Origin of the sequence: Paenibacillus sp. FSL H7-0943 (assembly GCF_037963265.1) — a bacterium.
GTDB classification, from domain to species: Bacteria; Bacillota; Bacilli; order Paenibacillales; family Paenibacillaceae; genus Paenibacillus_AQ; species Paenibacillus_AQ odorifer.
In genome coordinates this window covers 3,356,271-3,382,007 of sequence record NZ_CP150148.1, presented here as the reverse complement: position 1 = coordinate 3,382,007, position 25,737 = coordinate 3,356,271, and the positions used below count along the sequence as shown (strand labels likewise).

The 25,737-nt window shown below is 39.8% G+C and carries 21 protein-coding genes and 1 pseudogene; 3 read left to right on the top strand and 19 right to left on the bottom strand.

Features of this window, described 5'->3' with window-relative positions:
* Window positions 1-16 precede the first annotated feature (16 nt).
* Together dhaK and NSQ55_RS14800 are read right to left on the bottom strand one after the other, a co-directional pair.
* Window positions 17-1,777, bottom strand: a complete 1,761-nt coding sequence (gene dhaK / locus NSQ55_RS14805) for a dihydroxyacetone kinase subunit DhaK (RefSeq protein ID WP_076217598.1) — start codon at window positions 1,775-1,777, stop codon at window positions 17-19.
* Window position 1,778: 1 nt separating this feature from the next.
* Window positions 1,779-2,915, bottom strand: a complete 1,137-nt coding sequence (locus NSQ55_RS14800) for a glycerol dehydrogenase (RefSeq protein ID WP_076099237.1) — start codon at window positions 2,913-2,915, stop codon at window positions 1,779-1,781.
* A 203-nt stretch (window positions 2,916-3,118) separates the two neighbouring features.
* Between NSQ55_RS14800 and NSQ55_RS14795 the strand changes: the two genes are divergently transcribed.
* Entirely contained in the window at window positions 3,119-4,177 is a 1,059-nt protein-coding gene (locus NSQ55_RS14795) for a PocR ligand-binding domain-containing protein (RefSeq protein WP_076217596.1), read from the top strand.
* Window positions 4,178-4,201: 24 nt separating this feature from the next.
* Here NSQ55_RS14795 and NSQ55_RS14790 read toward each other — a convergent pair whose 3' ends face one another.
* The 3 genes from NSQ55_RS14790 to NSQ55_RS14780 form a co-directional block, all read right to left on the bottom strand.
* Window positions 4,202-5,128, bottom strand: a complete 927-nt coding sequence (locus tag NSQ55_RS14790) for a VanZ family protein (RefSeq protein WP_339174274.1) — start codon at window positions 5,126-5,128, stop codon at window positions 4,202-4,204.
* A gap of 158 nt (window positions 5,129-5,286) precedes the next feature.
* Window positions 5,287-7,245, bottom strand: a complete 1,959-nt coding sequence (locus NSQ55_RS14785; protein ID WP_339174271.1) for an RICIN domain-containing protein — start codon at window positions 7,243-7,245, stop codon at window positions 5,287-5,289.
* Between the two features lie 208 nt (window positions 7,246-7,453).
* Entirely contained in the window at window positions 7,454-7,879 is a 426-nt protein-coding gene (locus tag NSQ55_RS14780; protein ID WP_339174268.1) for a MerR family transcriptional regulator, read from the bottom strand.
* A gap of 169 nt (window positions 7,880-8,048) precedes the next feature.
* On the opposite strand from NSQ55_RS14780, the gene NSQ55_RS14775 reads away from it, so the two are divergent.
* Window positions 8,049-8,369: a carboxymuconolactone decarboxylase family protein gene (locus NSQ55_RS14775; protein ID WP_076125630.1), complete on the top strand. Its 321-nt coding sequence runs from the start codon at window positions 8,049-8,051 to the stop codon at window positions 8,367-8,369.
* Between the two features lie 20 nt (window positions 8,370-8,389).
* Window positions 8,390-8,785 carry a cupin domain-containing protein gene (locus NSQ55_RS14770; RefSeq protein ID WP_076217591.1) on the top strand — a complete coding sequence of 132 codons (396 nt, stop codon included), beginning with the start codon at window positions 8,390-8,392 and terminating at the stop codon, window positions 8,783-8,785.
* Between the two features lie 68 nt (window positions 8,786-8,853).
* Here the strand turns inward: NSQ55_RS14770 and NSQ55_RS14765 are convergent.
* The 14 genes and pseudogenes from NSQ55_RS14765 to NSQ55_RS14700 form a co-directional block, all read right to left on the bottom strand.
* Window positions 8,854-12,017 (bottom strand): annotated as a pseudogene (locus NSQ55_RS14765) (ATP-binding cassette domain-containing protein).
* A 103-nt stretch (window positions 12,018-12,120) separates the two neighbouring features.
* Entirely contained in the window at window positions 12,121-12,537 is a 417-nt protein-coding gene (locus NSQ55_RS14760; RefSeq protein ID WP_076184590.1) for an SRPBCC domain-containing protein, read from the bottom strand.
* A 2-nt stretch (window positions 12,538-12,539) separates the two neighbouring features.
* Complete coding sequence (locus NSQ55_RS14755) at window positions 12,540-12,860, bottom strand: metalloregulator ArsR/SmtB family transcription factor (RefSeq protein ID WP_038571021.1); 321 nt, start codon at window positions 12,858-12,860, stop codon at window positions 12,540-12,542.
* A gap of 216 nt (window positions 12,861-13,076) precedes the next feature.
* The gene (ascB, locus tag NSQ55_RS14750; protein WP_076278465.1) at window positions 13,077-14,549 is read right to left on the bottom strand and encodes a 6-phospho-beta-glucosidase; all 1,473 of its coding nucleotides are present in this window, start codon (window positions 14,547-14,549) and stop codon (window positions 13,077-13,079) included.
* 42 nt (window positions 14,550-14,591) lie between these two features.
* The gene (celB, locus tag NSQ55_RS14745) at window positions 14,592-15,890 is read right to left on the bottom strand and encodes a PTS cellobiose transporter subunit IIC (protein WP_038571015.1); all 1,299 of its coding nucleotides are present in this window, start codon (window positions 15,888-15,890) and stop codon (window positions 14,592-14,594) included.
* A 59-nt stretch (window positions 15,891-15,949) separates the two neighbouring features.
* Window positions 15,950-16,273 carry a PTS lactose/cellobiose transporter subunit IIA gene (locus NSQ55_RS14740; RefSeq protein WP_051490993.1) on the bottom strand — a complete coding sequence of 108 codons (324 nt, stop codon included), beginning with the start codon at window positions 16,271-16,273 and terminating at the stop codon, window positions 15,950-15,952.
* A 23-nt stretch (window positions 16,274-16,296) separates the two neighbouring features.
* Window positions 16,297-16,614, bottom strand: coding sequence for a PTS sugar transporter subunit IIB (locus tag NSQ55_RS14735; protein WP_036677859.1), 318 nt, complete (start codon window positions 16,612-16,614; stop codon window positions 16,297-16,299).
* Between the two features lie 143 nt (window positions 16,615-16,757).
* Window positions 16,758-18,680: a BglG family transcription antiterminator gene (locus NSQ55_RS14730; protein WP_339174261.1), complete on the bottom strand. Its 1,923-nt coding sequence runs from the start codon at window positions 18,678-18,680 to the stop codon at window positions 16,758-16,760.
* Window positions 18,681-18,901: 221 nt separating this feature from the next.
* On the bottom strand, window positions 18,902-19,792 hold the full coding sequence (locus tag NSQ55_RS14725) for a hypothetical protein (protein ID WP_339174258.1): 891 nt from the start codon (window positions 19,790-19,792) through the stop codon (window positions 18,902-18,904).
* A gap of 213 nt (window positions 19,793-20,005) precedes the next feature.
* Window positions 20,006-20,926 carry a metal ABC transporter substrate-binding protein gene (locus NSQ55_RS14720; RefSeq protein ID WP_076099247.1) on the bottom strand — a complete coding sequence of 307 codons (921 nt, stop codon included), beginning with the start codon at window positions 20,924-20,926 and terminating at the stop codon, window positions 20,006-20,008.
* Complete coding sequence (locus NSQ55_RS14715; RefSeq protein WP_036677866.1) at window positions 20,923-21,765, bottom strand: metal ABC transporter permease; 843 nt, start codon at window positions 21,763-21,765, stop codon at window positions 20,923-20,925. Before NSQ55_RS14715 ends, NSQ55_RS14720 begins: the two co-directional genes overlap by 4 nt.
* Window positions 21,758-22,501: a metal ABC transporter ATP-binding protein gene (locus tag NSQ55_RS14710; RefSeq protein WP_280753002.1), complete on the bottom strand. Its 744-nt coding sequence runs from the start codon at window positions 22,499-22,501 to the stop codon at window positions 21,758-21,760. Before NSQ55_RS14710 ends, NSQ55_RS14715 begins: the two co-directional genes overlap by 8 nt.
* A gap of 237 nt (window positions 22,502-22,738) precedes the next feature.
* A complete protein-coding gene (locus NSQ55_RS14705) occupies window positions 22,739-24,541 on the bottom strand; it encodes an alpha-L-fucosidase (protein WP_339174255.1) in 1,803 nt (600 codons plus the stop codon).
* Window positions 24,535-25,701, bottom strand: coding sequence for a glycoside hydrolase family 88 protein (locus tag NSQ55_RS14700; RefSeq protein ID WP_076125641.1), 1,167 nt, complete (start codon window positions 25,699-25,701; stop codon window positions 24,535-24,537). The genes NSQ55_RS14705 and NSQ55_RS14700 overlap by 7 nt, the downstream gene beginning before the upstream one ends.
* Between the last annotated feature and the right edge of the window lie 36 nt (window positions 25,702-25,737).

The window sequence follows — 25,737 nt, the reverse complement described above, 5'->3', positions numbered from 1 at the left end:
CGCCAGTTAACCTTGTTTATTTCATTGCTTTTGCCAGCTCTGTGAAAATAACCCCCAGCGCATGAGCACCCGCATCTGGATAACCGATGCTGCGTTCCCCCACTGTGCCGGCTCTTCCCATACGGGCAACGATTTCTATAGTATTTTTAGAACCTTGGACAGCTGCTTCCGCTGCTTTATTTGCCGCCACTTTGATATCGTCGCCTTGTTCTGCACTTTGGGTCCAGGCATCTGCAAACGGTACAAGCGCATCAATCAATGTCTTGTCTCCGACGACAGCCCCTCTGCCAAAAGATCTTTCACCCGTATCTTGAATCCCTTTGACAACAGCCTGCATCATATCAGCAAACTCCTGAATGGTCAGCTCTTCCTTCTGCTGAACATTTTTGCTCGCTGCGCGGAAGCCTGATCCCCAGATCGGTCCGGATGCTCCGCCGCAATATTCCATAATGACCATGGAGCAGGCGTCAAGGAACTCACCGATATTAGTGAGATGATGAGCTAAAATATCTTCCCACTCGACTTTCAGCTGTTTAAAGCCCTTAGCTACACTCATCCCGAAATCGCCGTCTCCAGCGTGGGAGTCAAGCTCACAGAACGGAACTTCATTCTCGATAATAACCTGGCTCATTTGATCGAGCAGATAGACGATATTTTGCAAAGTAAACCGATTGTTCTTAATCACCGCTGCAGCAGCATCCGTATTATTCTTAAAGGATACATTGCTGTCTGCTTTCTCTTCTTGGATTACTTCAGTATATTTCACAGGCTCAAAAGGGCCTTTAATCGACAAGGCTGGTGTATCACAAGGCGCAGATAACCATTTCTTCAGTGTCTCATCCAGCTTCATTATCGTCACCGATGCACCTGCCATGTCAATGCTGGTCATGTAGTTACCAACAAACACTTTAAACACTTGCTTATTCTTAGCGGTTAATTCGCGGATGACAGAATTGTTCAGCAAATATAACTCTTGCAGCGGGGTGCCTCCAAAACCATTAATTAATACGGCTACTTCCTCCTGCTTCTGATCATTCATTTGGAAGTTGTCTAGCAAAGAGGTAACCATTCGCTGTGCTAATTCATCTGCGGGTACAATTTTCTCCCTGCGTATTCCAGGTTCTCCATGGATGCCAACCCCGTATTCCATCTCGTTCTCTTCAATATGAAATGTCGGAGTACCTTTGGCAGGCACGGTACAAGAGGTATAGGCGAAGCCTATGCTGCGCACATGATCAATTGCATGTTGCGCCGCCTCTTTCACTTCCGCTAAGGACAATCCAGCTTCTGCTGCTGCTCCGGCTACCTTATGAACAAGCACTGTTCCGGCTACGCCTCTTCTCCCTACTGTATAAAGGCTGTCTTCAACGGCAATATCGTCGTCTACTTTGACATAATCCACTTCGATACCGTCTTCAGTTGCTAGATGGGCCGCATTTTTAAAGTTCATGATGTCACCGCTATAATTCTTGATAATAAGCAGCGAACCTTTGGTGCTGGCAGTGCGGCGAATCGCTTGATAAACCTGAATTTGGGATGGAGAAGCAAACACATCACCGCATACAGCTGCATCCAGCATCCCGGTTCCTACAAACCCGGCATGAGCCGGCTCATGCCCGCTTCCGCCACCACTGATCAGGGTAACTTTATCTTGATTGATCTCTTTCTTAGAAATCACTTTGAATTTAGGATCGAAATCCAGCTCGGGATGCGCCAAAACAAGCCCGTTACACATTTCCCTAACCAGAGTCTCCGGCTTGTTTATTATTTTTTTCATCTTAAAGCTCCTTACTTGATTTATATTGACGGCCTAATTGATCGGCTGCCATAATTGCTGATGCAACCGCATCCTCCGTAATTGGGAACGGCATCGAATGGATAGATTCCTCAGCAATGCAAGCTTTTTTAGCAACCTCAAGCAGTTCCTCATAGGTTACATGCTCAACACCAATATCCGCTAAGCATACTGGGAGGCCAATCGAAAGACAGAAGTCCAACACTTCTTTTAATTCAGTCCGGTCTGCATTTTCAAGAACCAATTGAGCAATCGTGCTGAAGGCAACCTTTTCACCATGATAATAATGATGAGTTCCTTCCAAAGCAGTTAACCCATTATGAATCGCATGAATCGCTGCCAAACCACCACTTTCAAACCCAAGACCCGATAAAAGAATATTCGTCTCAATTATATTCTCCAAAGCTGGGGTTACGATATTCAGATCGCAAGCTTGCTTCGCCTTGAATCCATTCTCAAGCAATGTCTCATAGCAGAGCTTCGCAAGTCCCAACGCTGTTACTGTTCCTTTAGCTTCACCGCAAACCCCTTCACGAACTCCGCAAGGTAAACCTGCATTCACATTGGAGTAAGAATTTGCAGTAGCTCTTGCTTCAAAATAGGTTGAAAGTGCATCTCCCATACCTGCCACAAGAAATCTTGTAGGTGCATTGGCAATAACTGTTGTATCAATCATGACTACACTCGGGCTTTGCTTGAAATAAGCATAATCATCGAATTCACCTTCCGGAGTATAGAGCACCGCTGAGTGGCTTGTCGGAGCATCAGTTGCTGCTATCGTTGGAACGATAATCAGCGCTTCTCCTTCAGCTACACATTTTGCCGTATCAATCGCCTTACCTCCACCCAAGCCAATCGTACATGCACATTGATGTTCTTTGGCTAGCGCTTGTAATCTGGCGACTTCTTGTCTTGAGCATTCCCCGTGGAAGCCGCTTTCAACAAGAGTTATATTAAATTTCTGTTTAGTTGACTCCAGTTTGTCTTTCACACGTGTTACATCATCTGGATGGGCAATTAACAAAGCAGAATCACCAAATGTTTTTACGAAGTAACCTAAGTTCAATAATTCATTCTCACCTTGTACATATTTCGTCGGACTGATAAATGCTCTTCTCATTTTTCGTTCCTCCTCAGTTGTTTATAGTTATCATTATAGATTGCTCTAATTTAAGAAACATGAAACAATAAAAGCTTATTAAAGCGTTTTCTTATCGTATTTTTTTGTCATAATCGTGAAAAATCGAACTTTCATGTCATTGTGTTGAATTATTCTGTATAATGTTCATTAAGATTCTATAACTTACATAGGAGAATTTTGTGATGTCAAAATCCCGGTTCAATCTAGAAGAAATTATTGATTTGAAGAAATGGGAAAAGCTCCAGGATTCCTTATCTCTTGTAACCAAAATGGCTATTCTTACTGTTGATTACAAGGGTGTTCCTGTGACCAAGCACAGCTATTGCCAGCCATTCTGTCAAGGTGTGCGCCAGGACTCCCATCTCTCTCAATATTGTCAAAAATGTGATGCCCGCGCTGGGATTGAAGCGGTTCGCCAGAACAAACCGTTTATTTATTTATGTCATTTCAATATTATAGATATCGCGATTCCGATCATTATAGATAATCAATATCTAGGTGCAATTATGGCCGGACAGCTCAAGCTTCGTGAACCTGACGTGCCACAACTGGAGCAAATTGTCTCTCGCCCGCCGAATGTGGAGACGAACATGAAATTTAAAGCACTCAAAGAGGATTACCAGGCACTGCCTGTTTTATCCTACGATGAAGTAACAAAGTGTGTTGAGCTGCTGCTGCAGTTAAGTACCTATATCGTGGAGGAAGCCATTCAAAAGCATACTACTGTGGATTTGTACAAAAAGGTTCTGACCACCAATATAGAAGAACCCGCTTCTGCTGAAGCAATGGACGAGTCAGACCGTACGTATCGAAAAATCCAATCCATACAGCAGGAGTTATCCGGGGCCTTGATCGAGACCAAATTAAAGAATGGTGTACAAAAGTTCGTCTCAGTAAATTCTGTGCTTCAGCCTGCTTTTAATTACATTTATGCACACAAAAATGAGAATTTCAGCCTCAAAGAGATGGCTAAGCTTTGTCATATCAGCCCCAGTTATTTCAGCCGTATTTTCACTAAAGAAACTGGAGAGAATTTCTCCATCTTCATTGCCAGACTCAAGATTGAATGGGCTAAGCAACTGCTGGAATCCACGGATTCCCCGATCAATCAAGTCAGTGATGATTTGGGCTTTTGCGACACGGGCTATTTCATTAAAACCTTCAAAAAATACGAGAACCTCACCCCGGCTGTATATCGGAATATGTATATGAGGCGATCAGCAAAAGAAACCCTCCGTTAATAAAATTAACGAAGGGTTAGTTACTCATTCCCACCAATGCTTCATTTCACTGAATCCTACATCCCATAACTTCACATTCCCTTTAAGGATAAAGGTTATTTCTTTTACGGTAACTAATGCCGTATTGTTGAGTTCAGCTTGGGAACTATATTGTTCACTGGATTGAAGGATCATGTTACCATCAGCTATAATCATTAGTTCACTGCTAGAATTTTCATTTTGCGGGAATCCAAAGCTGAAATATAACCATACCTCTTTTTTATCACCCAAAGTATAGGTGTATTTTTTAATATCTTCACCTTCACTGCTGTACAAATTCATTTTTGGTATTATATTTTTACCTGCGATAGTGAAACGGGGAAGATTATGCGTGGTAGGCATGCTTCCCGTAAGCTTTTCCAACGTTTGTAATCCCTGCACGGGTCTTTCACTTTTCTTCAGAGTTAAATCAATGATCTCAGAGATTCCCATGATTCCAACCAATAGCACAACAACAGATAATGCCGAAGTAAAAAGTGATCTCCTGGTGATTTCCGGGGAAAACCCAATCTTATATGCACAAAATCCGATCATTGCCCCTAACGTATTGGAGATGACATCGGCTACATCAAAGGAACCCAAAAAAGTTAAAGCTTGAAGACTTTCCAGCACAAAAATTGTTAAGATAAACAAACAAATAAACTTCTTAAAATGTGTACGATACAGCAAAGGAAATAATACGCCAAAAGGAATAAAAGCAGCGATGTTCCCAAAGTCATAAAACCAAGAAAAGGATAGGTCAAAGAGATCAGGAAAAAGAAGCGGAACACTTTCTGGAATCAACATAAACGTATATTCATACTGGCTTGTTGCATGCTCTACTCTATTGAAAGCAAAAAACAAAAAATATAAGATCAACAGTGTATACAAAATAGTTCCTATAATAAAAATCTTTCGTAATTTCACTCCCATAATAACTTCACAATTCCCTCCATATGTCGATGGAAATAGTATATCTCTCCAAAGTGACATTCCCGTGACACTGAAGGTGACGATTTAGTCATTCAAAGCTTATATCGACAAAAAGTCATCACCCTTAATTTAAGGTCGATGACTTTTGGTTACATAAATTATCTATTCGAGACTAGTTTCCAGTGCTGGCCAGCAGAACCTGTATTATTTGTTTGAATAATATTTGCTCCCTCTGTCGTCGAACCCTGATCTACTGCCAGAGCTTTTCCACTATTACGATTAATAATATTGTAAAAATCACCTGAGGACTCCAAAGTCCACTGCTGGTCATTCGATCCGTTATCATTCCATTGTACACTTTGAGCACCGTTAGCTAATGAACCTCCTAAAATGCCCAGGTTTTTACGACTATTAGTATTGACCAGCTTCGTATAGCCATCAGCTGTGCTGACTACAAACCAATTTTGGTCATGGGATGAAATTCCGCTGGTCCACTGAACCGCCTTCCCTCCATCCGCCATCGAACCTTGATAGATACCCAACACTTTACCACTGTTCTCATTAACTAATCGATAACTGTCCACCATAATATGTCCTTCATCTGGAACCAACTCCCACAGCTGATCAGTGCTGCCTGCATCAGTCTGCTGTATAACTTGGGTACCCTCTACAGTAGAACCCTGCGCTATACCTAACGTCTGACCACTGTTACGGTTAACAATCTTGTAGTAGTTACCAGAGGCTTGTAAAGTCCACTGCTGGTCATCGGAATGGTTTTCAGTCCATAATACGGCTTTAGCTCCTTCTGTTGTTGATCCTTCTAATATTCCGGCGACCTTTCCACTTTTTGCATTCACAATGGATTTGTAACCGTTAGGAGCATAACCACTTTCCGCTGTGGAAATGAGCCAATATTGATCCAAAGAATTAGTCCCGCTGCTCCATTGGACGAGCGGATTGCCATTCGCAGTTCCACCTTCCAATACACCTAAAGCCTTCCCACTCTTCACATTAATTAATTTGTAGTAACCTACGGACATATCACCATATTTCACCGTGTTTTTCCCACTAAAAAATCCGGCTTGAGGGATAAATAAGCGGCCATTGCTAAGCGGCAGTAGTTGGCGGTTATACCCTGCATCTACGGGCGGATTATATGGAACCCAGCTTCCGGATGCATCCACTCTAGAAGAGTTGATCAGCACTTCTTTTTTCCCTGCAACGTTTAATACGAGTCTCCCATCTCCCAAAGCAGAAATATAGGGACTTCCTCCGTACCCTACAAGAGATCCTACTTCAGTTGGATTCCAGCTCTCAGGATCTGCTGAAATTTTCAAATAATTGGGCACGCCCGGGTATCCGACCATCTCATAGGTCATTGCGTAATTACCATTGCCCAGCTTAGCGATTGTAGGCATTCCTGGACGTAATTTACTGTCTGCAAATGCCACATCAACTACCACAGGTCCCCAGTTCGTACCCTCCAACGTAGTCTGATGAACTAACTTCTGGGCATGGGCAGGATCACGTTCATCTGAATAATAAACAATGAGTTTGTTGTTGTGAACCAAAAAGAAAGGCTCCCAAATGGGATCATAACCAATATCGTTTCGTCCACCTTCAGCAATGCTGCTTACATATGTCCATGTTCTACCTAAATCATTGCTTTTATATAATTCCAACTTGGTAGCTGCTTTGTTGCTTGGCACAGAATTTCCTGCAAGAAGCATAGTACCCGCAGGCATGTTACCTATAGATTGGGGGAGTTCAAACAATTCAGGGCAATTTAACATTCCCCAACCGTTTTGAGTATCCTCCACTTCTCCAACCTGATTCCAAGTGACACCATTGTCAACGCTTTCATAAATAGGGAAAACAGGGGTGGTATTAGAGGTTTGTTCAAATGTAGCATACATTTTATTATTGTTGATGCCACTATATTTAAGCTGGATTGCCCTAGGTGACAAAGCCCCATAGGATGGTGAATCTGCTGGTGATACATATAAGACATTAGGACCGAAAGCGTTTACAATATTTCTGTCAAAGCTAATCCCTGTGCCAACCACTGTCACTAAAACCAACAAAAAAGACAAAACCTTCCTCAGTTCTCTTCTCAAAAGTAATTTCTCCTTTACTCTGGTTTTTTTAAACGAATACAGCTTTAATATAATTAATAAACGGATAAATGAGAATGTAATATCTCGACCGGATCATGCAATATAATTACACAAATAGACTCTCATCTTCGAATTCAAGTTTTGAAATTAGAAGAGGCAGATGAACAACCTTTGATAATCAAAAGTTGTTCATCTGCCTCTTAACTTATTAGGAATCTACTTTTTCTTCTTGATGTGGTATCTTTTCATTGTGATAAAGGACGAATTCGTATTTATTCCCCGTTAGTTGATCATTATAAAATACAATTTTACGGTTCAGTATATCCAAGTTTTGTTGCAATGCCTTAATTTCTTGTTCCACTTGTTGCTTACGCTGTTCAAGTAAATTTTTCCGTTCAGGAATTGTCTCGTCCCCCATAACCCGCCACTCGGTATATTGCTTCAATTCTGCCATCGTCATTCCTGAATCTTTTAAATGAAGCAAAAATTGAACCCAACCTATATCCTGATCTGTATATTCACGTAAATTATTGTCACTTCGATGTGGAGTAAGTAAGCCTTCCAATTCATAATATCTGAGCGTGCTCTTGTTAACACCGACGATTTCTGCAAATTCTCCAATGGAATAAGGCATGATCCCCACCTCCATTTCTAATTTTGTTTCTATTCAAAGGATATACTTAAATTAATAAAAAACCAAATGTCGGAGTATGAATCCATTTTTATGGCTTGCCTTAAAGTGTACTTTAAGGTCTATACTTCATTTTGAAGCAGTTAATCATCGATGAAAGGGATGTTCTTATATGGCTGAAAAACAAACAGCAGGACGAGATTTGTTAGGAGAATTCGCTCCGAAATTTGCTGAACTCAACGATGATATCTTATTCGGTGAAGTGTGGTCAAGAGAGAAAGAATTATCTGCACGTGACCGCAGCATGATTACAGTTTCAGCATTAATATCAGGAGGAAACTTTGAACAATTAACTCCACATCTGCATAAAGCAAAGGCAAACGGAGTCACAAAAGATGAAGTAGCGGAAATCATCACGCACCTTTCGTTTTATATAGGGTGGCCTAAAGCTTGGTCGGCATTTAATATTGCCAAAGAAATTTATAAAAATTAAACGAAAGAGGTTTTTTTATTATGGCTAATGAGCAACTAAGCAACAGTACTATCTTTCCACTCGGACAAAAGGTTGAAGCTAATTTTATAGGTGATGCATACTTGCAGATGATTTATACTGATGCGACACCTTTGAATGCGCCTATTGGGAACGTAACCTTTGCCCCGGGAGCTCGCAATAACTGGCACTTCCATAAAATCGGACAAGTATTATTAGTTACCGGTGGTGAGGGTTGGTATCAAGAAGAAGGCAAACCAGCTCAATTCCTCCAAAGCGGGGATGTTGTGAATATTCCAGCGAACGTAAAACATTGGCATGGTGCTACAAAAGACAGTTGGTTTGTCCACTTAGCCATTTCACCCGGAGAAACAGAATGGTTAGAACCTGTTGATGGTGAGCTTTATAATCAATTATAAAAAAACGCATCGAGTCTATAGACTCGATGCGTTTCTTTTCTATATCGTCTTTTTGAGAAAACTAAACTTTATTGCTCAAGAAATTGGTAAACTGCCATCATCTCTTGTTTATTCAACTCACGAATACGATTGAAAATTGGAATATCAGCAACAGCCTCAATATTTAAGCTTTCAGAAATAACGTCACTTACTTTACCCGTTAGCCAAGTTTGAACATCTATACCTTCTACGACTTCCTTACGCCCTTCATCATTGATTCCACTCGCATAACAACTAACACAGGGAATCGTTAATTTATATACGCCATCATGAAGTCCATCTTCCGAAATAACTTTTTTCCCTTTACAGAATGGACAGGGATGGCTTGCTTTAACCTTATTAATTAAGGTGACGATTTTTTTGTAACCAAACGCTTCATAGACATAAGTCAGCTTTTTATATTTTCCATTAGTGAAATACTTATCTATGATATTTTCTCTTGTTTCGTGTATATTGGCAAAATCACAGATCGTAATCCGGTTTTTCCTGCTGATGGATTCGATACTGCCGCTAATGCTGTCCCAGAATGGCAAGGTGTTTTGTAACACCATTTCGTATTGCGCAAAACTTCCTAACTCTAGTTCAAGCATTTTTAGAGCGACTTGTGTTTCCCTGGGTAATAGAGAGACCTCTTCTGTCAAAACCATATCGCCGCCCACGATGGCTTTCATTTTTTCTAGTACCTGTAATTCACCAACGGTGCTAATGACTTGATCAAGGGGCATCCCGATAATCTCACGAATATCAGTGTCGCCGTATTTAAGCTTTTTATGATGATTTAATACCGTTCCTTGACAAATTGGACAGGTAATCATTTTTTTGGATGCTTTAATATGCTCTTTAATAATCGATTTCGAGATAACCATATAGTTCCCGATAATGGTATTAAAGCCTTCCCAAGTTCTCGAGGCTTTAGCTGCTTTATCATAGAAGGACTTTTCCCAATACCCGTATAAAAAGGTGTGTTTTTCAGCTTCTGTCATCTCATTATAACTTTTGCTAATATCCTGTCCGAGCTCATTCTTTAACTCATCAAAGATGAATTTTATTTTTGGTAATTGATAGAATTTCAGAATCTCCATCGCATCTGGATGTAATGAGCCGTCCCAAAAGGGTACGTTCTTGTCCTGAAGTACAATATCAAAATCAAATTCTTCAATCACACGGCGGCCCTTACAGCTTGGACAATGATTGTCTGATTGATAGAAATCAAAGCTTTTTGTATCTTTATTAGTGGGAGCGCTGCCACAATATGGTTGATCAAGCCACCCATTTCATAAAGGAAAGTAAACTGACTATACAAGTGTCGTTCCAGATCAATGGCGATGACAGGCGCAATCGTATCCGATTCATATTCACCATAAATCAGGCGGGCCATGGAGGATAAGCTTTTTAAGATGCCACCTTTATAGATGTTCTCTGCATTTTTAAAATAGGGGATCTGACTTTCTTTTAAATAGTCAATTCCATTTTGTAGCTGGAGTGTTGAAGAAATGTGCGCAGGTGCCACACTATCAGCAGGATTTTGTTGACGATAATAATCATCATGACTGAGAACATCAAGATGCTCCACAGGTGCAAGCTGTCTTTTGCCAAAATCAACGATAAAATCAGAGTTCTCTAACATATAAGAATTATGTTCAATCATGATTATGGAGACAGATTCATCCTGCAGAATGTCCCTAATGCTGTCAATGAATTGATTTAAAATATTTTGTGATAAACCTTTGGAAGGCTCGTCAAAAATAAAAAGTGTATGTGGATTTCTTGAGCCCGCAAACAGCTCAGAAACTAAATGGACACATTGAAATTCACCCGTGGATAAGGACTGTGTTTTTCGCTCCAACGTCAAATAACCAAGTCCAAGCTTGATCAATAAGCTTAGTCTTTTATGAGCAATGTCCTCATTTGGCAGTTCAACAATAATATCTTCAATCGAGCGCTCAAAAATATCATCAATATCCTCACTGTACTTTGTGAGTTTCCTTTTAATATCAAGAAAAGTGGCAACGGTCGAGCGACTGGTAATCGACTGATTTCGATCTTGCCCTACGATCACCAGCTTATCTTTGGAATAACGCTTTAGAAAATCTTTGACCATACACTCATTAACCAGTGTAGATTTACCACATCCGGACTCACCTGTAAAAGTTACCAGTCTATTCTGGGGAATCTGAATCTCGGCCATTTGAATATTACGACAATAAAGATCATGAAATTGATAATATTCTGCAGGTGCTGCCTGATTTAGTTCTCTATTGATGGGCTCAGGACGTGGTGATTCCTCAACTATTTTCCCGCCGTATTTGCCACTGCCAGGTCCAAAGAACAAGTGTTTATCCGCTGTGTCCAGCACCGTGTCAGAATGGTCAATGAGCCAAATTTGATTTTTATATCCCAATTGTTTAATCTCCGCTAAAATCTTCAATAGCGTTTGGTGATCGAGACCCACGGAGATTTCATCAATGATAATCACGGTATTTTCACTTGTTGCCATGAATTCTGCCAGGTAAAGTCGTGTTAATTCTCCGCCTGATAATGTACCCATAATACGATTTAATGTTAAATAACCAATATTCATATTGATTATATTTTTCAGAATTTGTTGTTTACCTTCACTTATTTTTAGAATATCTGCCTGTGATAAAATGGTCTCTATACTTAAGTCGTTTAGATCAGAAATACTCTTTGCTTGATCCAATAATTCAATTTTATATTGTTCAGCTGCTTGATTATAGCGTTTCCCCTGACACTTTTTACACTCGACATTTTTTGTAGTTCCACGACCCTTACAATCAGGACACCAACCCAATTCATTATTAAATGAAAAAACCTCTGGAGAGAGATTATATTGTTCAGCAAGAGTGACACGGATTTCAGTAAACACACCTGTATGTGTGCCAATGGTTGACCGAGGATTTGAAGATATGGATGATCTACCAAGAAAAAGAACAAGTGGCATTGCTTCCATTTTGATCGCACTGAAATTAGTCTCCATAATATTGGGGAATAAATACTGGTATTCAGCTTTTGGCAGTAAGGAAACGAGACGTTTTTTTGATTCTTCCCCAATCGTTTGACAAAAAGTTGTTTTACCAGATCCAGACAAACCAGCAATTCCTAACGACTCATCAACTGGCAGTACCGTTTCTAATCTGTTAATATTGTTCGCAATTAATTGATTTATTTTCATAGTAAGCTCATCTCATCTCCATTCTCTTCATCTAGTATTGCCATGATTTATTCCATTAAAAAGGGCACTTTCCTTATTCCAGAAAAGCGCCCTATTCTTGAAATTACAATTCTGCTAATGCCTTTTCGAGCTGACCACCCATATTTGTCCAAGCATATTTAGCACCTTCGATAGCTCCTTGGCGGGCTTTCGTCTCCTCACTAAATCCTGATTGATCTAGATGGAGGTTAACCTTCCCCTCTGAATCTTGACTCACAGTCCAAGTAACAGTAGTACTTTCTCCCGCACTATTCCAAGTATAAGATAACGTATGCGGCTCATCCACGACGAGTACTTCGCTATCTACAATTCCATCCCACCATTCATTTGGCTCAGCACGGAATTGAAATTTATGACCAACGACGGGTTTAAAATCATTACTCCAGATCCATTTCGCAAGCGTATCCGAATCCGTTAAAGCATTCCATACCTTCTCGATCGAACTTGTAAATTGAAAATCTAATGATACATCTGGTTTCATAGTTATTCCTCCAATATAAGTTTTAATTTATCAATTCTTTGTTTCCAGAATCCTTCATAAAAAGATACCCAATCTTGAATTTCTTTCAAAGGATTGGCATTCAACCGATACCTCGTCTCTCTGCCAACCTTCCGAGCAATTACGAGACCAGCATCTTTAAGTATATTTAAATGCTTCGAAACGGCTGTACGACCCATTTCAAAATGAATCGTTATCTCATACAGAGGTAATTCATCAACATCAGCCAGAATTTGAAGAAGTTTTCGTCTTGTTGGATCCGCAACAGCGTCATAAACATCCCTCACTTGACTATTGTCGCTCACAACCACCCCCACCTTTTCCGTAATATTTCCTGTAATGTCACCTAGTATCCATCATTATTACCTAATAGGACACCATTTGGTGTCTAATTGATTATAAGACACCAAATGGTCACATGTCAACAATTCAGTAAAAAAAGCATTACCAAAAGCAAGTCCAGCTTAGGACTGCTTTTGATAATGCCTCCAGATAAATCATTTCGTTGTACGCTTTAATAATTAATCTAATTGTTCTCCATTAGTAGCGATAACATTTTTGTACCAATAAAATGATTTTTTCTTTATACGACGTTTTGTACCTCTGCCCATATCATCTTGGTCCACATAAATGTAACCATAACGTTTGGACATTTGATTTGTTCCTGCACTCACCATATCTATGCAACCCCAGCTTGTGTAGCCCATTACATCTACACCATCTGCAATGGCTTCTTTTATTTGCTTAATATGTTCTTTTAAATAATCAATTCGGTAATCATCCTCTATAACATCGCCTTCTTGTAATACGTCTAAGGCACCTAGGCCATTCTCTGCAACAAGTACCGGCTTTTGATAGAGGTCATACAATTGGTTTATTGCAGTTCGTAAACCCTTAGGATCAATCTGCCAACCCCAATCACTCGATGGTAAATAAGGATTTTTCACTCCGCCTGTAAGCAAATTCCCTTCTGCGCCTTCTATCTTTTCTGGATGTGCACTGACTGCACCAGACATATAGTAGCTAAACGATACATAATCCACTGGATAGTCTTTCATGATTTGTTCATCCTCGGGCTCTGTTTTCAGAACTATATTTTTTTCTGCAAACATTCGAGCGGTATAAGCCGGATAGTAACCTCTCGCTTGTACATCAGTAAAGAATAAAGAGGTACGTTGTTTATCAACTGTGGCTTGAACGTCGTCAGGATCACAGCTATAAGGAACAAGAAGTTGATAACTAACCATACATCCAACCATTGCTTGAGGATTACTTTCTTTACAGGCTTTGGTTGCAAGTGCACTTGCGACAAATTGATGATGCGCTCCTTGAAACATTGCTTGTTCAATATTCGGATGATTTTCTTCGATAACCCCTAGACTTACATATTGGTGGTGTACTACACAGTTAATTTCATTAAAAGTCATCCAATATTTCACTTTATGCTTGTATCTTTCAGCTACAGTGGTTGCATAGCGAACAAAGAAATCTATAACTTTCCGGTTCACCCAACCTCCATACTTAGTTGTTAGATGAAGTGGCATTTCATAATGGGATAAAGTAACAATAGGCTCAATTCCATATTTGTTCAATTCATCAAACACACGATCATAAAATGCAAGACCTTCTTCATTAGGGATTAATTCATCCCCATTTGGAAAAATACGAGTCCAAGCAATGGACATACGGAAGGCTTTAAAACCCATTTCGGCCAATAAAGCAATATCTTCTTTATAGTGGTGATAAAAATCCACCCCATGTCTTTTGGGATAATACTTTTCACTTGCGGGATCTTGTGCTTCTTCTATTTGTTTATGAGTCATGAGGTGCCACTGGTCAGACCAGTTTTTTTTAGGGGTGTTTTCGTCAAAAATATATACATCTGCTAGAGAAAGCCCTTTACCGCCAACATTACTTGCTCCTTCTAGTTGATTGGCAGCTGCTGCTCCTCCCCATAAAAAGTTTTCTGGAAATGTCGTTTTCAATTCAAACATGTGTAAACCCTCCTTGTTGTTAAATAAAACATATGCTATGGATTAAACCTGTTGGATAAGGGCATCTTGTTCTTCTTTATATTTTTGATTATCCATTATTCTAAAGAACGGATAGTAAATAATAAACGCTACTGCAAACAGTACAATTTGTAAGATCATTCCCGAGATACTACCTGTCATCAAATATCCGCCGATAATTAATGGCATTGTTCCCGGAGGCAGTACACCTATTGGCAACGCTACTAATCCAAAATCCATGGAGAGATAGGTTATCAAAACAGTAACAATCGGTGTTATAAGAAATGGGATTAACATCATTGGGTTTAATACGATAGGCATCCCAAAGATTAACGGCTCATTGATATTAAATAGTCCTGGTCCAATCGTCAATCGACCCATTTGTTTCAGCTGTTTGCTCTTCGCAAAGAATAACATAGCAATCGTTAGTCCTAGAGTTGCACCAGATCCACCGATAAAGATAAGATATCTGAATTCTGCTGTAACAATATTATGGACGGGTGAACCCGCTGCGTAGGCTGCAGCATTTTCTGAGGTCAATTGCAACCAGATAGGCAACATGACAGAACCTACAATGGTGGAACCATGTAATCCGATTGCCCATAATAAGTTGATTAACAAGAACACAACAATTGTTCCCGCTAAGCTTGTTCCAACAGTGGTTAATGGTTGTTGAAGAAGCTTGGCAACAATGGTATGCACGTTATCAAAACCAGTAAAGTTCTCAACAAGTAGGCGAACTCCCCAGACACTCACGATAACAAAGAAACCAGGAATAATCGCTGTAAAGGATTTAGCAACTGTTGGCGGCACACCATCCGGCATTTTAATAACTATATTTTTTTGTACGATTCTGCGATATATTTCTGTTGCGAAGATTGCGGTTAATAATCCTACAAATAAACCTTGACTCGAAAAATAATTCACGTTCATTGCTTTTGTGACAACATCATCTACTGTGAAAGAAGTTGATGGTGTGACTACAAAATATGAACATAATGCCACAGCCCCTGAAGAAAGCGGATCCACTTTATAGCTCTCTGCGAGTCTATATCCCACGGCAAATGTTGCAACTAATGCGACAAGGTTAAATGTACCATTGTACGGATATAGTAAAGCTGTTTTGATATTTGGATGGGCGACCAAGAAATCTAAATAGGCTGGAATTGGCAGGTTTGCTAAGATTAAAAAAATGGAACCGATAATAATAAACGGGATAGTTAAAACCATTGCATCGCGAAGCGCTTGTAAATGCCGCTGACCAGAGATTTTACCTGCAACTGGCATTACCTTATCTTCTAAAAATTTCGTTATTTTATCCATAGTTTCTTGCACGCTCCCGAAGAAGTATTTTCTTATTGCGATGCCACTTCTTTTTGATCCTATTTTGAAAGCTTATAAAGTTCAATGATTTCCGTAACAAGTAAAGAAATGGTCTCTACACTCATTAGTTGGTCTTCAGCATGCATAAGGATCAGTGAGAATTGAAGCTGTTCGCCATTTGCTTCTCTTTTGATTAATGATTTATGCATTTTATGACCTTCTCTAAAAAATTGCTTTGATTCTTCTAATTTTTCTTGTGCCTCTTTAAATTCTCCCTCTTTGGCTGCGTAAAGCGCCTCCATTACTAAGCTTTTAGCTGCGCCTACATTACTGATAATGTTAAAAGCCACAGTATAGTATTCCTCTTTCACTTCATCTACCATTTCTCTCTACTCCTCTCTTATCTCTATTTACTTTCAATTAATTGCAAGGCTTGTTCAAGTACTTTTTCACCGTTCATCATTCCGTAATTCAACATATCAATAGCTTCTATAGGAATGTTTTTATCTGCTAATCTTGTTTCTAATTGCTTTTTCATATATTTCACCTGAGGTCCTAACAATAAGACATCAACCTTTTTCTCTTGCAAAGTAATATCAATTTCAGATGCTGATTTAGCAAAAACATCGACATCCAACCCTTTTTCTTCAACAACCTTCTGCATTTTTGTTACTAAAAGGCTTGTACTCATTCCTGCTGAACACACTAACATAATTGTATTCATATTGACTTCCCCCTAAAATTATCATTTATTGAACACCTTTAGTGTAAACTTAAATCGCTTTCTTTTTAAGCTAACCTTTTTCCAAATCAACAGGAAACGGTTACATTGCAAATAGTAAGGCAGTACCTAATTTCTCACTCACTCTAGTTTAGTAATTGTATAATTTCTTCCACAGAGTCCTTAGCAAGGATCTGCACAACAATCTCTTTATCCTCTATCAATGATCCTAGCTTTTTATACATTTTATCTAGGTCGACATTGTTTCCTTCTTTAATGTTTAATAAACAAATTAATTGCACCATTTGCTTATCATTCCAACGAATAGGACGTTTTAACGTACAGATTGTCCAAAAGGTTTCCGAGGTAACAGGAAGTGAAGGATGTGGAACAGCGACAAGATTTCCAAAACTAGTGGGTGCATAGGACTCTCTTTCAACTACTAAGGATTCATAATGCTCTGGTACAAGTCCTTGTTTTGTTAGCTCATTGCTTAAAAAATGAATCACACTCTCCTTTGTGGTAAATTCTTTTTTCACGAATACTCTAGATGCGTCAAGGTAAGAATGAGTTTCTGCCACCTGTTCTGAAGACAGTAAGACGTCCTTGATTCTTTTGAGGTCTTTAGCTTCTAGAAAGGTATTTACAACATAGACGGGAATACCTATATCTTCATTGATCGGAACTGTACTGATAATAAAATCAATCGAGGAGAGGTCCGTTTCTGCTAATTTGTAAAAACTAATTGTGTCTACAATCTGCAATAGATTCTCAAATGAATTGATCAATCGGTAATAAAGTAATTTGGCACTTCCAACACCAGACGCACATACAAGAATAACTCGTTTTATTTTTTTGTTTTTATTTTTCATTCTTTCTAAAGCAACCCCAATGTGCAAAGCAATGTAAGCAACTTCATGTTCTCCAACTTCTGAATCCAAATAGTAGTTAATACATTTACTCGCAATAAGTGCTCCTTCGAATGCGGCTGGAAAACTCGTCTTAATATCATTTAACAGAGGATTTCTAAAATTCATGTTGTATCTTAATCTATTCATCGCAGGCCTAATGTGAAGGGTCAGGGCTTGAATAAATTCATGGTCATGGCCAAAATCCCAATTCAACTCAGTTTGTAAACTTTTTAAAATACAGCTGACAATGGAGTCCACTTCATCGAACTTACTGTACTCCGTTAGATTTTCTTTCGGCAGCAATTTTGTTCCAACCAAATGGATGATAATATAATTAATCTCTGAATCGGAAAAGAGCAGATCTGTGAACTCTTCTATGTCTTTAACAATTTCATGGGCAACAATTTTTTCAAAAGGATACTCTTCCATAAGATTTACCGACGGTTGTTCGATTAAAAATCCCTCTTCGATACGTTTACAAGCTATTATTAAGTGAATAGCGAGGTTTTCCAAGGAAATATCTGAAATCTCAATTTTGTATTTATTTACTTTGCCGATGATTATTTCTTTAATTTTCGTGTATACCTCTTTGTCAAACAAAGTAAAGTTATCGAAAGTTGGATCGGAGTTTTCTTCTCTTTTGTATAAAAAATTAGACAAACAAATTCGTTTCTTAAATTCATCGCCCTCTATAAACAGGCCATAATGAGGCCGATTAACTAAATTCAGGTTGTATTTTTCCAGTATCTTACGCACTTCTTTTAGATCGTTTTGGATTGTCGATTTAGATACAAACATCTCATCTTCAATAGTGGCCAACTTGATATACTTATTTTCTAATAAAAACCGACTCAACAAATAAAGAACCCTATTATCTTGTTCAGAAAAGTCTACTGTAGAAGGATTGATTTTATCATTAGTTAACTCATTTAATTTTTGGGAAAATATATCTTTATCGAAGACTCTTACAACGAAGCCCTTCCCACGAATTAACTCTATTTTTAGTCCTACTATGGCGGATATATTTTGTAACTCTTTCAAATCATTACGGATCGTTCGATCGCTAACATTCAGTTCTTTAGCAATCCATGCAGCTGTGACAGGTTGATTGGAATTAATTAAGTATAAAAGTATTTCTTTTTGCCGTTTTGAAAACAATTGTATCCCTCTTTCTTAACCAGAGTATGAATATGAGCTAATATTAACTGAAGCATACATTTACATACATTTGCTCATTTTTTTATATCGGTTACAATATCACTTCCTAAGAAAATTTGATAGTGTTCTTACAGTAACATACGAAACAGGCGTCCTCATTTAAGAAGACACCTGTTTAAATTTCAGCTTCGTTTGACGAGTCATGGCAAGAAATTTGCGGGTTAACTCAACTTCTGCTGCAGTATAATTGCTAGCTCTTCTGCTGAATCCCACACAATAGGACGAATATCCTTAAGCTGTACAAAAAGTTTATCCGCCTCAATACTGTTTACGGTCCATAATACGGGTATGTTTAAACCAAGTGCATATCCCGCTGAAAAATACACCTCTGGGGATTGCCCCGTTAAATCTGCGATAATCAGTTTGCTTTCTGCGATTTGATCCAACTCGTATTTTTCGCCGTTTTGAGTTTTCGTATGTGTTAATAAGCGCGGCAGGAAACCACACTGTTCTATTTTGGGCAATAACTTCTCCAGCCATGTTGTAGACAAATTTTCTTCATCCGACACGAGCACGAGACAAGGTTTTAGTTTTTTACCTCCAGCGCTTTCCGCAGCTTCATTCCAGCCGGTTTCAGTAAGCTTAAAGGTCATGCCTTCCCTGATCAGAAGCTGATCACTTATCAACTTGTCTATGATGTATACCAGCTCTTGCAGATTGGGAGAATACGTCAAGTTATAGCTGCTAGAGAGGGGTTGAATGACAACCGCTTCCCCCGGGCCTTCAGAATGTCTATATAAATATTGCAGTAGACGGTTTCCTTTATCTTCAATGCTCACAGGTATTTTGGGTGAATTTACAATGGACTCTAAATCATCAGCACATATAGTGATCTTTTCATCACAATCAGTCAGCTCACGTATGTAAGCAGATACTACATGAAGCATGTCGCGTTTCTTTTGATGCGGGAGCGAATTAATGGGTTCGTAGCTGTCTCTACGTAGACTATAAAACCCGCCTGGTGAACAAGAACAGCCTATATATCTATCGTTATCGCCTTCTGGTTCAATGGAAACAATCTCATCACAGAACAAACAGTGTTTCTTAATCATGACAACTCTTCACCTCTTATTAAGTGTTAGCCTCTACCTTACCAAGATTTTTTTGAAAAGTAGACAAGAAGATATTTCCTGTAGCAGGTTATCCCAAGGCGTAAACGTATTATTTCGAGGCTCGAATGTAGATTTTATTCAATAAAAAACCGACATAAGAATCAGCTAAAAAACTGAATCTTATGTCGGTTAATATAGGCTTGGAGCCGGCATTTAGGATTGTGATAAACCTTCTATAACTTTATCAATATTCCATTTGATCATCTTAATGTATGTGTCGCCCTCTTCGCCTTTCTTAGCTAAAGAATCGGTGAAAATCTTAGAGTGTATCGGTACTCCCGTTTCATTTGCGATAGTTTCCATTGTTTTTGGATTTACGCTAGTTTCCAGAAATAATGCAGGCACTTGATTTTCATCAATGATCTTAATTATGTTTTTCATTTGTTCAGGCGTTCCTTGACTATCCGTATTGATCTCCCAGATAAAAGCTGATTCAAATCCGTAAGCTTTGGAAAAATATTTGAATGCTCCTTCGCTGGTAACAAGGATACGTTTCTCTTGTGGAATTTTTTCGACTGCTTCTTTTGCATATTGATCCAATTCATTCAGTTTCTTAACATATTCCGATTGATTATTAAGATAAAATTCTTTGTTGTCGGGATCCTTTTCGATTACACGTTTTGTGATGATATCTACATATTTTATTGAATTCTGAATATCCAGCCAGGCATGAGGATCTACCTGTGTTTCTTTTCCTTTTTCTGTTAGGTACATTGGAGATACTTCATCTGAGACTGCAAAAGCAACATCCTTTTTATTAGTCACATCTAGAAGATCTTGAAACCACCCCTTACCTGTTTCTAGGTTCAAACCGTTATAAAACACTAAATCTGCGCTAGAAACCTTACTTGTATCCTTGGGTAATGGATCGTACATATGCGGATCTGTTCCGATGGGTACCATACTGTAAACTTCAGCTTTCTCCCCTACAATGTTTTCGGTCATATCAGCGATAATGGAGTATGTTGCAACAATCTGCAGCTTATCATGGTCTGCATCTCCTTCACTAACCTTTGAGCATGCGGTAAGAAGTACGATAAACATTGTCAAAGAGAGTATTTTTATGGTCTTCATCCTTGTTTCAACCCTTTCCTGAAAAAATTATTTTTGGGTGAGATTATAAATGAAATTCCGAACATGCTTACGCCGACCAGAACAATCGTGGCACTTGTAGGTAAATTGAATTTAAAGCTTACAATTACACCTATAATCCCTGATACAGCGCCAATTGTAGAAGCCAGGATAATCATGTGGAACAGCTTATTCGTCCAGAGATAGGATGTAGCAGCCGGAATAACCAGCATTGCAATCACAAGCACAATTCCTACTTGAGATAACGAAGATACGGTAACCACAGATAGGAGCATCATCAATAAATAATGATAGAACCCTGTTTTTAACCCATAGGCTTTGGAAACAACCGGATCAAACGAACTCATTAAAAGCTCTTTATACAGCAATGAAATGATGGCAATAACAACAATCATAATAATAAAGGATTGCATTAACTCCGACTGTGGGACGGCCAGAATATTACCAAACAGAATGTGAGTTAGATCAAGCCCGCTTTTGGCAAAAGTAATTAGGACGATACCTAGCGCAAAAAATGAGCTGAGAATAATGCCGATAGAGGTGTCACTTTTAATATTGCTGCGACTTGTAATAAATTGAATGAGAACCGCTGCTAATAGTCCAAATAGTGAAGCTCCAAGAAGAATGTTGATGCCTAAGATATAAGATAACGCCACCCCGGGTAACACCGCATGTGATAACGCATCTCCCATTAATGACATCTTTCTAAGTACAATAAAGCTTCCTAAAACCCCTGATACAATTCCAAGAATGATAGCAGATAATCCCGCGTTAAGTGCATATATCGGAATGTTTAATACTCCTGAGAAATAATCAATCATGATCTGTCGCCCCCATCCCTTTGATCACCAGATTACCTAAGGAGGCACCATAGGCGCTGAGGATATTCTCTGGCGTAAAGGTGTCTTTAACGTCACCAAAAGCAATTAATTTCTTATTGAGAATGATGACTTTGTCAAAATATTCTTCGACCTCATGCAAATCGTGATGAACGATGAGTATGGTTTTCCCTTCTTCGCGAAGTTGTTTTAGCAGCTTTACAATGATTTTCTCACTGACTAAATCTATGCCTACAAAAGGTTCATCTAAAAAAAATACATTTGCTTGTTGTGCAAGTGCCCTGGCGATAAAAACTCTTTGGAGTTGTCCCCCGGACAGATTGCTGATTTGTTTATTCGCAAGATCACTTATATCCACCATCGCCATACATTCCTCGACTCTTTGCCGCTCTGTTTTTCCGGGACGCTGGAAGATTCGCAAATTAGGGTAAGTTCCAGTCAGCACTGTATCCCTTACCGTGATTGGAAAAGAAAGATCAATGTCATTCTTTTGCGGCACATATGCGATCTTCCGTTTGTACTCAGAAATATCTTTTCCCTCCACCATAACTGATCCTGTTCTCTTCTTTATCACCTCTAATAATGACTTGATGAATGTAGATTTTCCCGCACCATTTGGTCCGATAATTCCGATTGTATACCCAAAGGGGATATCAATATTTACATTTTCTAGTGCAGAATTACCGAAATAATCTACGTTTAGGTTTCTGATTTCAATCATAAAAAAACTCCTTATCTCTGTTAAGTTCATATGTAGCACTGTTCTGTTCATCCTGTTAATTTATTTCCCAATAGAAACAATGATTCCAATGATCCAATTTGTTTCCCTAGGTAAACTTTTATTCTTATATACAATATATTTACCCGAGGGCAATATGTCAACAACATTCCTTAAATCAACAAAAAAAGAACCCAAGTGATTTGAGTTCTTTTGCATTATTTCAATATAAAAATCTCATAGTTGCAGTAGTTTTAAACATCTAGGCTGCATCAAATAACCTCCTGTAATATCCTCTGCCTGTAATTGAATCGTATATTCTCCTGCCGTGGGGAAATACAGCTCACCTACTTGAAAGCTTTGAAAATTACTAACCCCATCAGTAGAATGAACTTTAGCTTGTAAAATTTGATCCGCTGCCTTGATGAGGTAGACTCCGCCACCACCATTCTCTCCTTCTTCGCTGCGATATTCGATACTAACCTGAAATCTTACCGGACCTAATGTCCGGACATGCCAAATTGCGGTATCCTCTCTATCCTTCCAGTCCAACAGATTATCATGGTCTTTTTTTCCTGTATCGTAACGGAGGGTTGGACCAACGATCTCACTTTCAAATACCCCTAATTCTTGTAAGGTATCTTCTCCAAATTCCAATAATCGGATTGGATTACCTTCTACAGGTTCTGCACAGACAATTGCGATGACCAGCGGCATGTTGTTAGAATTTTCGGCAAAGTTCGGTAAGCTGGGGAGTTCGACTTCCAGATCCTGCTCAGATAGCTTTGTGAAAATCAGCTCCTCCCCTCCATCTAAAGCAAATACCTTTTGAACAGCGGTCTTCAGACCGGGGACGATTAGCTTATTTCTCTTCTTAAGATCGAAAACATGCAGATATAATGTGTTTCCTTTCAGAGTGCATCTGCCCCATGACGGTTTGGCTGTGGTCGATTCTCCAGCACCGTAAATGCTATCCCCATTGGTATTTAACCAATCTCCTACATCAAGCAAAATGGATTCGGATACCGGATCCCATTCCCCTGTTGCTGTTGGGCCGATATTGATTACCAGATTTCCATTTTTACTTACAACATCGATGATCTGGCGGATGATAGTTACAGGGGATTTCCAATGGTGATCGGATCTCTTATACCCCCATGAGTCGTTTAACGTAATAATATTCTCCCAGTACTTACCAAGGTTACGAGTCGTAAGTTGATTATCAGATGTATTTGAATAATCTCCAAGTGGTGCTTTCCATACTCTGCTATTGACCAAACATTCTGGCTGAATTGCATGAACCGCCGCCAAAAACGCTTCTCCTTGCTCACGGGTCAGTTTGCCTCCGCAATCAAACCACATTAAACCAACTTTGCCGTAGTCCGTCAGCAGCTCACGGACTTGAGGGATTGATTTGCTGTGCAAATATCGTTCAAAGCGGGTGCGTTTATCGGTATCATTTATCCACGTTTGAACGTCATCGTAAGCGCCGATATTCAGTGGATAATCCCAGGTATTCCCTTGAGAGTCTGGATCATGCCAATCCATCGCATGAGAGTAGTAAATTCCGAGTACCATTTTTTCCGCACGACATGCCTCCATTAGTTCCCGAAGGGGATCACGGCCCAATGAGGTGTGCTTGACGATCGAATATTCGGATACACTTGAGTCATACATCGCGAAGCCGTCGTGATGTTTAGCTGTAAAGATGATATATTTTAGGCCAGCACGCTTGGCAGTCCGTACCCACTTCAATGCATCAAAAGCTGATGGATTGAACGCTGCGGCCATTTCCTCATATTCAGCCACTGGGATCTTCGCGCGTAGCATAATATGCTCACTGTAAGAAGCTTGTATTTCTTTTCCCTTCCATTCACCCGCAGGCAGGGCATAAGGGCCCCAGTGAATAAACAAGCCGAGCCTGGCTTCCTTCCACCATTCCATACGCCGAGCCTGCTCGTTATCTATCGGAGTTTCGACCGACTGTATACTATACGGATCATCGAGAAGGTTTTCTGTTGTTTTTCCGTTCCTTACCATAACTGAAGAACGGCTCCGCGGAGTTTAGATACAGCCTCGACGAAGAAATAATCGCCATAGATCAGTGGCGTATCAATGTGCACACCCCCTGGAAGATTGGATGTTCCAGAAAGAATCAAGCCCTCCTCTTCCGGAATGTCCCAAGTCCCATAATTCTCATAAAGTGAGCGAACGATTTGTTCTGCGGCTCGCAGGTAAAAAGAGGCTTCCGCCTGTGGTACGATCTTTGCCAGCTCAATCAAGCCACATGCCGCACATGCACCAGCAGAGGTATCACGCGGCTTTTCGCCTGCATCAGGTGCCCTGAAATCCCAGTGAGGTACATGATCCTCCGGAAGATTAGCTAAGAAGAAGTGCGCAGCTCTTTTAGCTCCCGTTAGAAACTTATTCTCTCCGGTATAGTGAAAAGACAAAGTAAGACCGTAAATCATCCATGCGCTGCCCCGTGCCCAAGCGGATTCTTCCGCATAACCTTGGCCGGCCATAGCGCCGATTTTTTCGCCTGATTCCGGGTTGAACTCCAGAATATGATAACTTGATCCATCCGGACGTAAAAAATGCTCAACTACCGTTTCCGCATGCGCAGCGGCGATATGCCGGTAACGCGGATCCTCTGTAACTTCCGATGCCCAGTATAGTAAGGGCAGATTCATTACAGTATCAATGATGGACCAACCCGCCCGGTTTATCTTCTCCGTGTCATGCCAGGCTCTGATAAATGACCCTTTCAGGTTAAAGCGGCTGGCCAGTTGAGCAGCAGCCATCAACCCGCGCTGCTTGGAGCGTTCATTACCAGTCACTCGGTAATTGGCCAAAGCTGAGAGTGTCCATATAAAACCAGCGTCATGATGTACGGTAAGGGCATAAAGAGGTTCATCCAATTTCTCTTCAATTTGCTCGGTGATTTCTTGCAGCGCCGGATGATTACCTTCTGCGGCAATCTGCCACAAAATACCCGGCCAGAACCCTGCTGTCCACCACGATGGACGCATGTTGTCGTATACTCCGCTCACGGAAGCATGCGGAAAACTAACACCAATTCGCTTACTAGTCTTTTCCACTTTATTTACAATTTGTTGCCAAGCGCCATCCGCCCATTCCAGAGTAGACTCCGAAATTACCAGTCCGCGAGTTTGTTGAGTTGGTATTACTTCACTCATTTTAGTTCCTCCTGTAAACACTGATGATATTTATGA

Bases quoted from the DNA above. Each gene is read 5' to 3' on its own strand.
- NSQ55_RS14775 (WP_076125630.1), top strand. From the start codon at position 8,049: ATGGCTGAAAAACAAACAGCAGGACGAGATTTGTTAGGAGAATTCGCT.
- celB (WP_038571015.1), bottom strand. From the start codon at position 15,890: ATGGATAAAATAACGAAATTTTTAGAAGATAAGGTAATGCCAGTTGCA.
- NSQ55_RS14780 (WP_339174268.1), bottom strand. From the start codon at position 7,879: ATGCCTTATTCCATTGGAGAATTTGCAGAAATCGTCGGTGTTAACAAG.
- NSQ55_RS14720 (WP_076099247.1), bottom strand. From the start codon at position 20,926: ATGAAGACCATAAAAATACTCTCTTTGACAATGTTTATCGTACTTCTT.
- NSQ55_RS14800 (WP_076099237.1), bottom strand. From the start codon at position 2,915: ATGAGAAGAGCATTTATCAGTCCGACGAAATATGTACAAGGTGAGAAT.
- ascB (WP_076278465.1), bottom strand. From the start codon at position 14,549: ATGTTTGAATTGAAAACGACATTTCCAGAAAACTTTTTATGGGGAGGA.
- NSQ55_RS14795 (WP_076217596.1), top strand. From the start codon at position 3,119: ATGTCAAAATCCCGGTTCAATCTAGAAGAAATTATTGATTTGAAGAAA.
- NSQ55_RS14760 (WP_076184590.1), bottom strand. From the start codon at position 12,537: ATGAAACCAGATGTATCATTAGATTTTCAATTTACAAGTTCGATCGAG.
- NSQ55_RS14700 (WP_076125641.1), bottom strand. From the start codon at position 25,701: ATGAGTGAAGTAATACCAACTCAACAAACTCGCGGACTGGTAATTTCG.
- NSQ55_RS14725 (WP_339174258.1), bottom strand. From the start codon at position 19,792: ATGATTAAGAAACACTGTTTGTTCTGTGATGAGATTGTTTCCATTGAA.
- NSQ55_RS14790 (WP_339174274.1), bottom strand. From the start codon at position 5,128: ATGGGAGTGAAATTACGAAAGATTTTTATTATAGGAACTATTTTGTAT.
- NSQ55_RS14740 (WP_051490993.1), bottom strand. From the start codon at position 16,273: ATGGTAGATGAAGTGAAAGAGGAATACTATACTGTGGCTTTTAACATT.
- NSQ55_RS14770 (WP_076217591.1), top strand. From the start codon at position 8,390: ATGGCTAATGAGCAACTAAGCAACAGTACTATCTTTCCACTCGGACAA.
- dhaK (WP_076217598.1), bottom strand. From the start codon at position 1,777: ATGAAAAAAATAATAAACAAGCCGGAGACTCTGGTTAGGGAAATGTGT.
- NSQ55_RS14735 (WP_036677859.1), bottom strand. From the start codon at position 16,614: ATGAATACAATTATGTTAGTGTGTTCAGCAGGAATGAGTACAAGCCTT.
- NSQ55_RS14705 (WP_339174255.1), bottom strand. From the start codon at position 24,541: ATGGTAAGGAACGGAAAAACAACAGAAAACCTTCTCGATGATCCGTAT.
- NSQ55_RS14715 (WP_036677866.1), bottom strand. From the start codon at position 21,765: ATGATTGATTATTTCTCAGGAGTATTAAACATTCCGATATATGCACTT.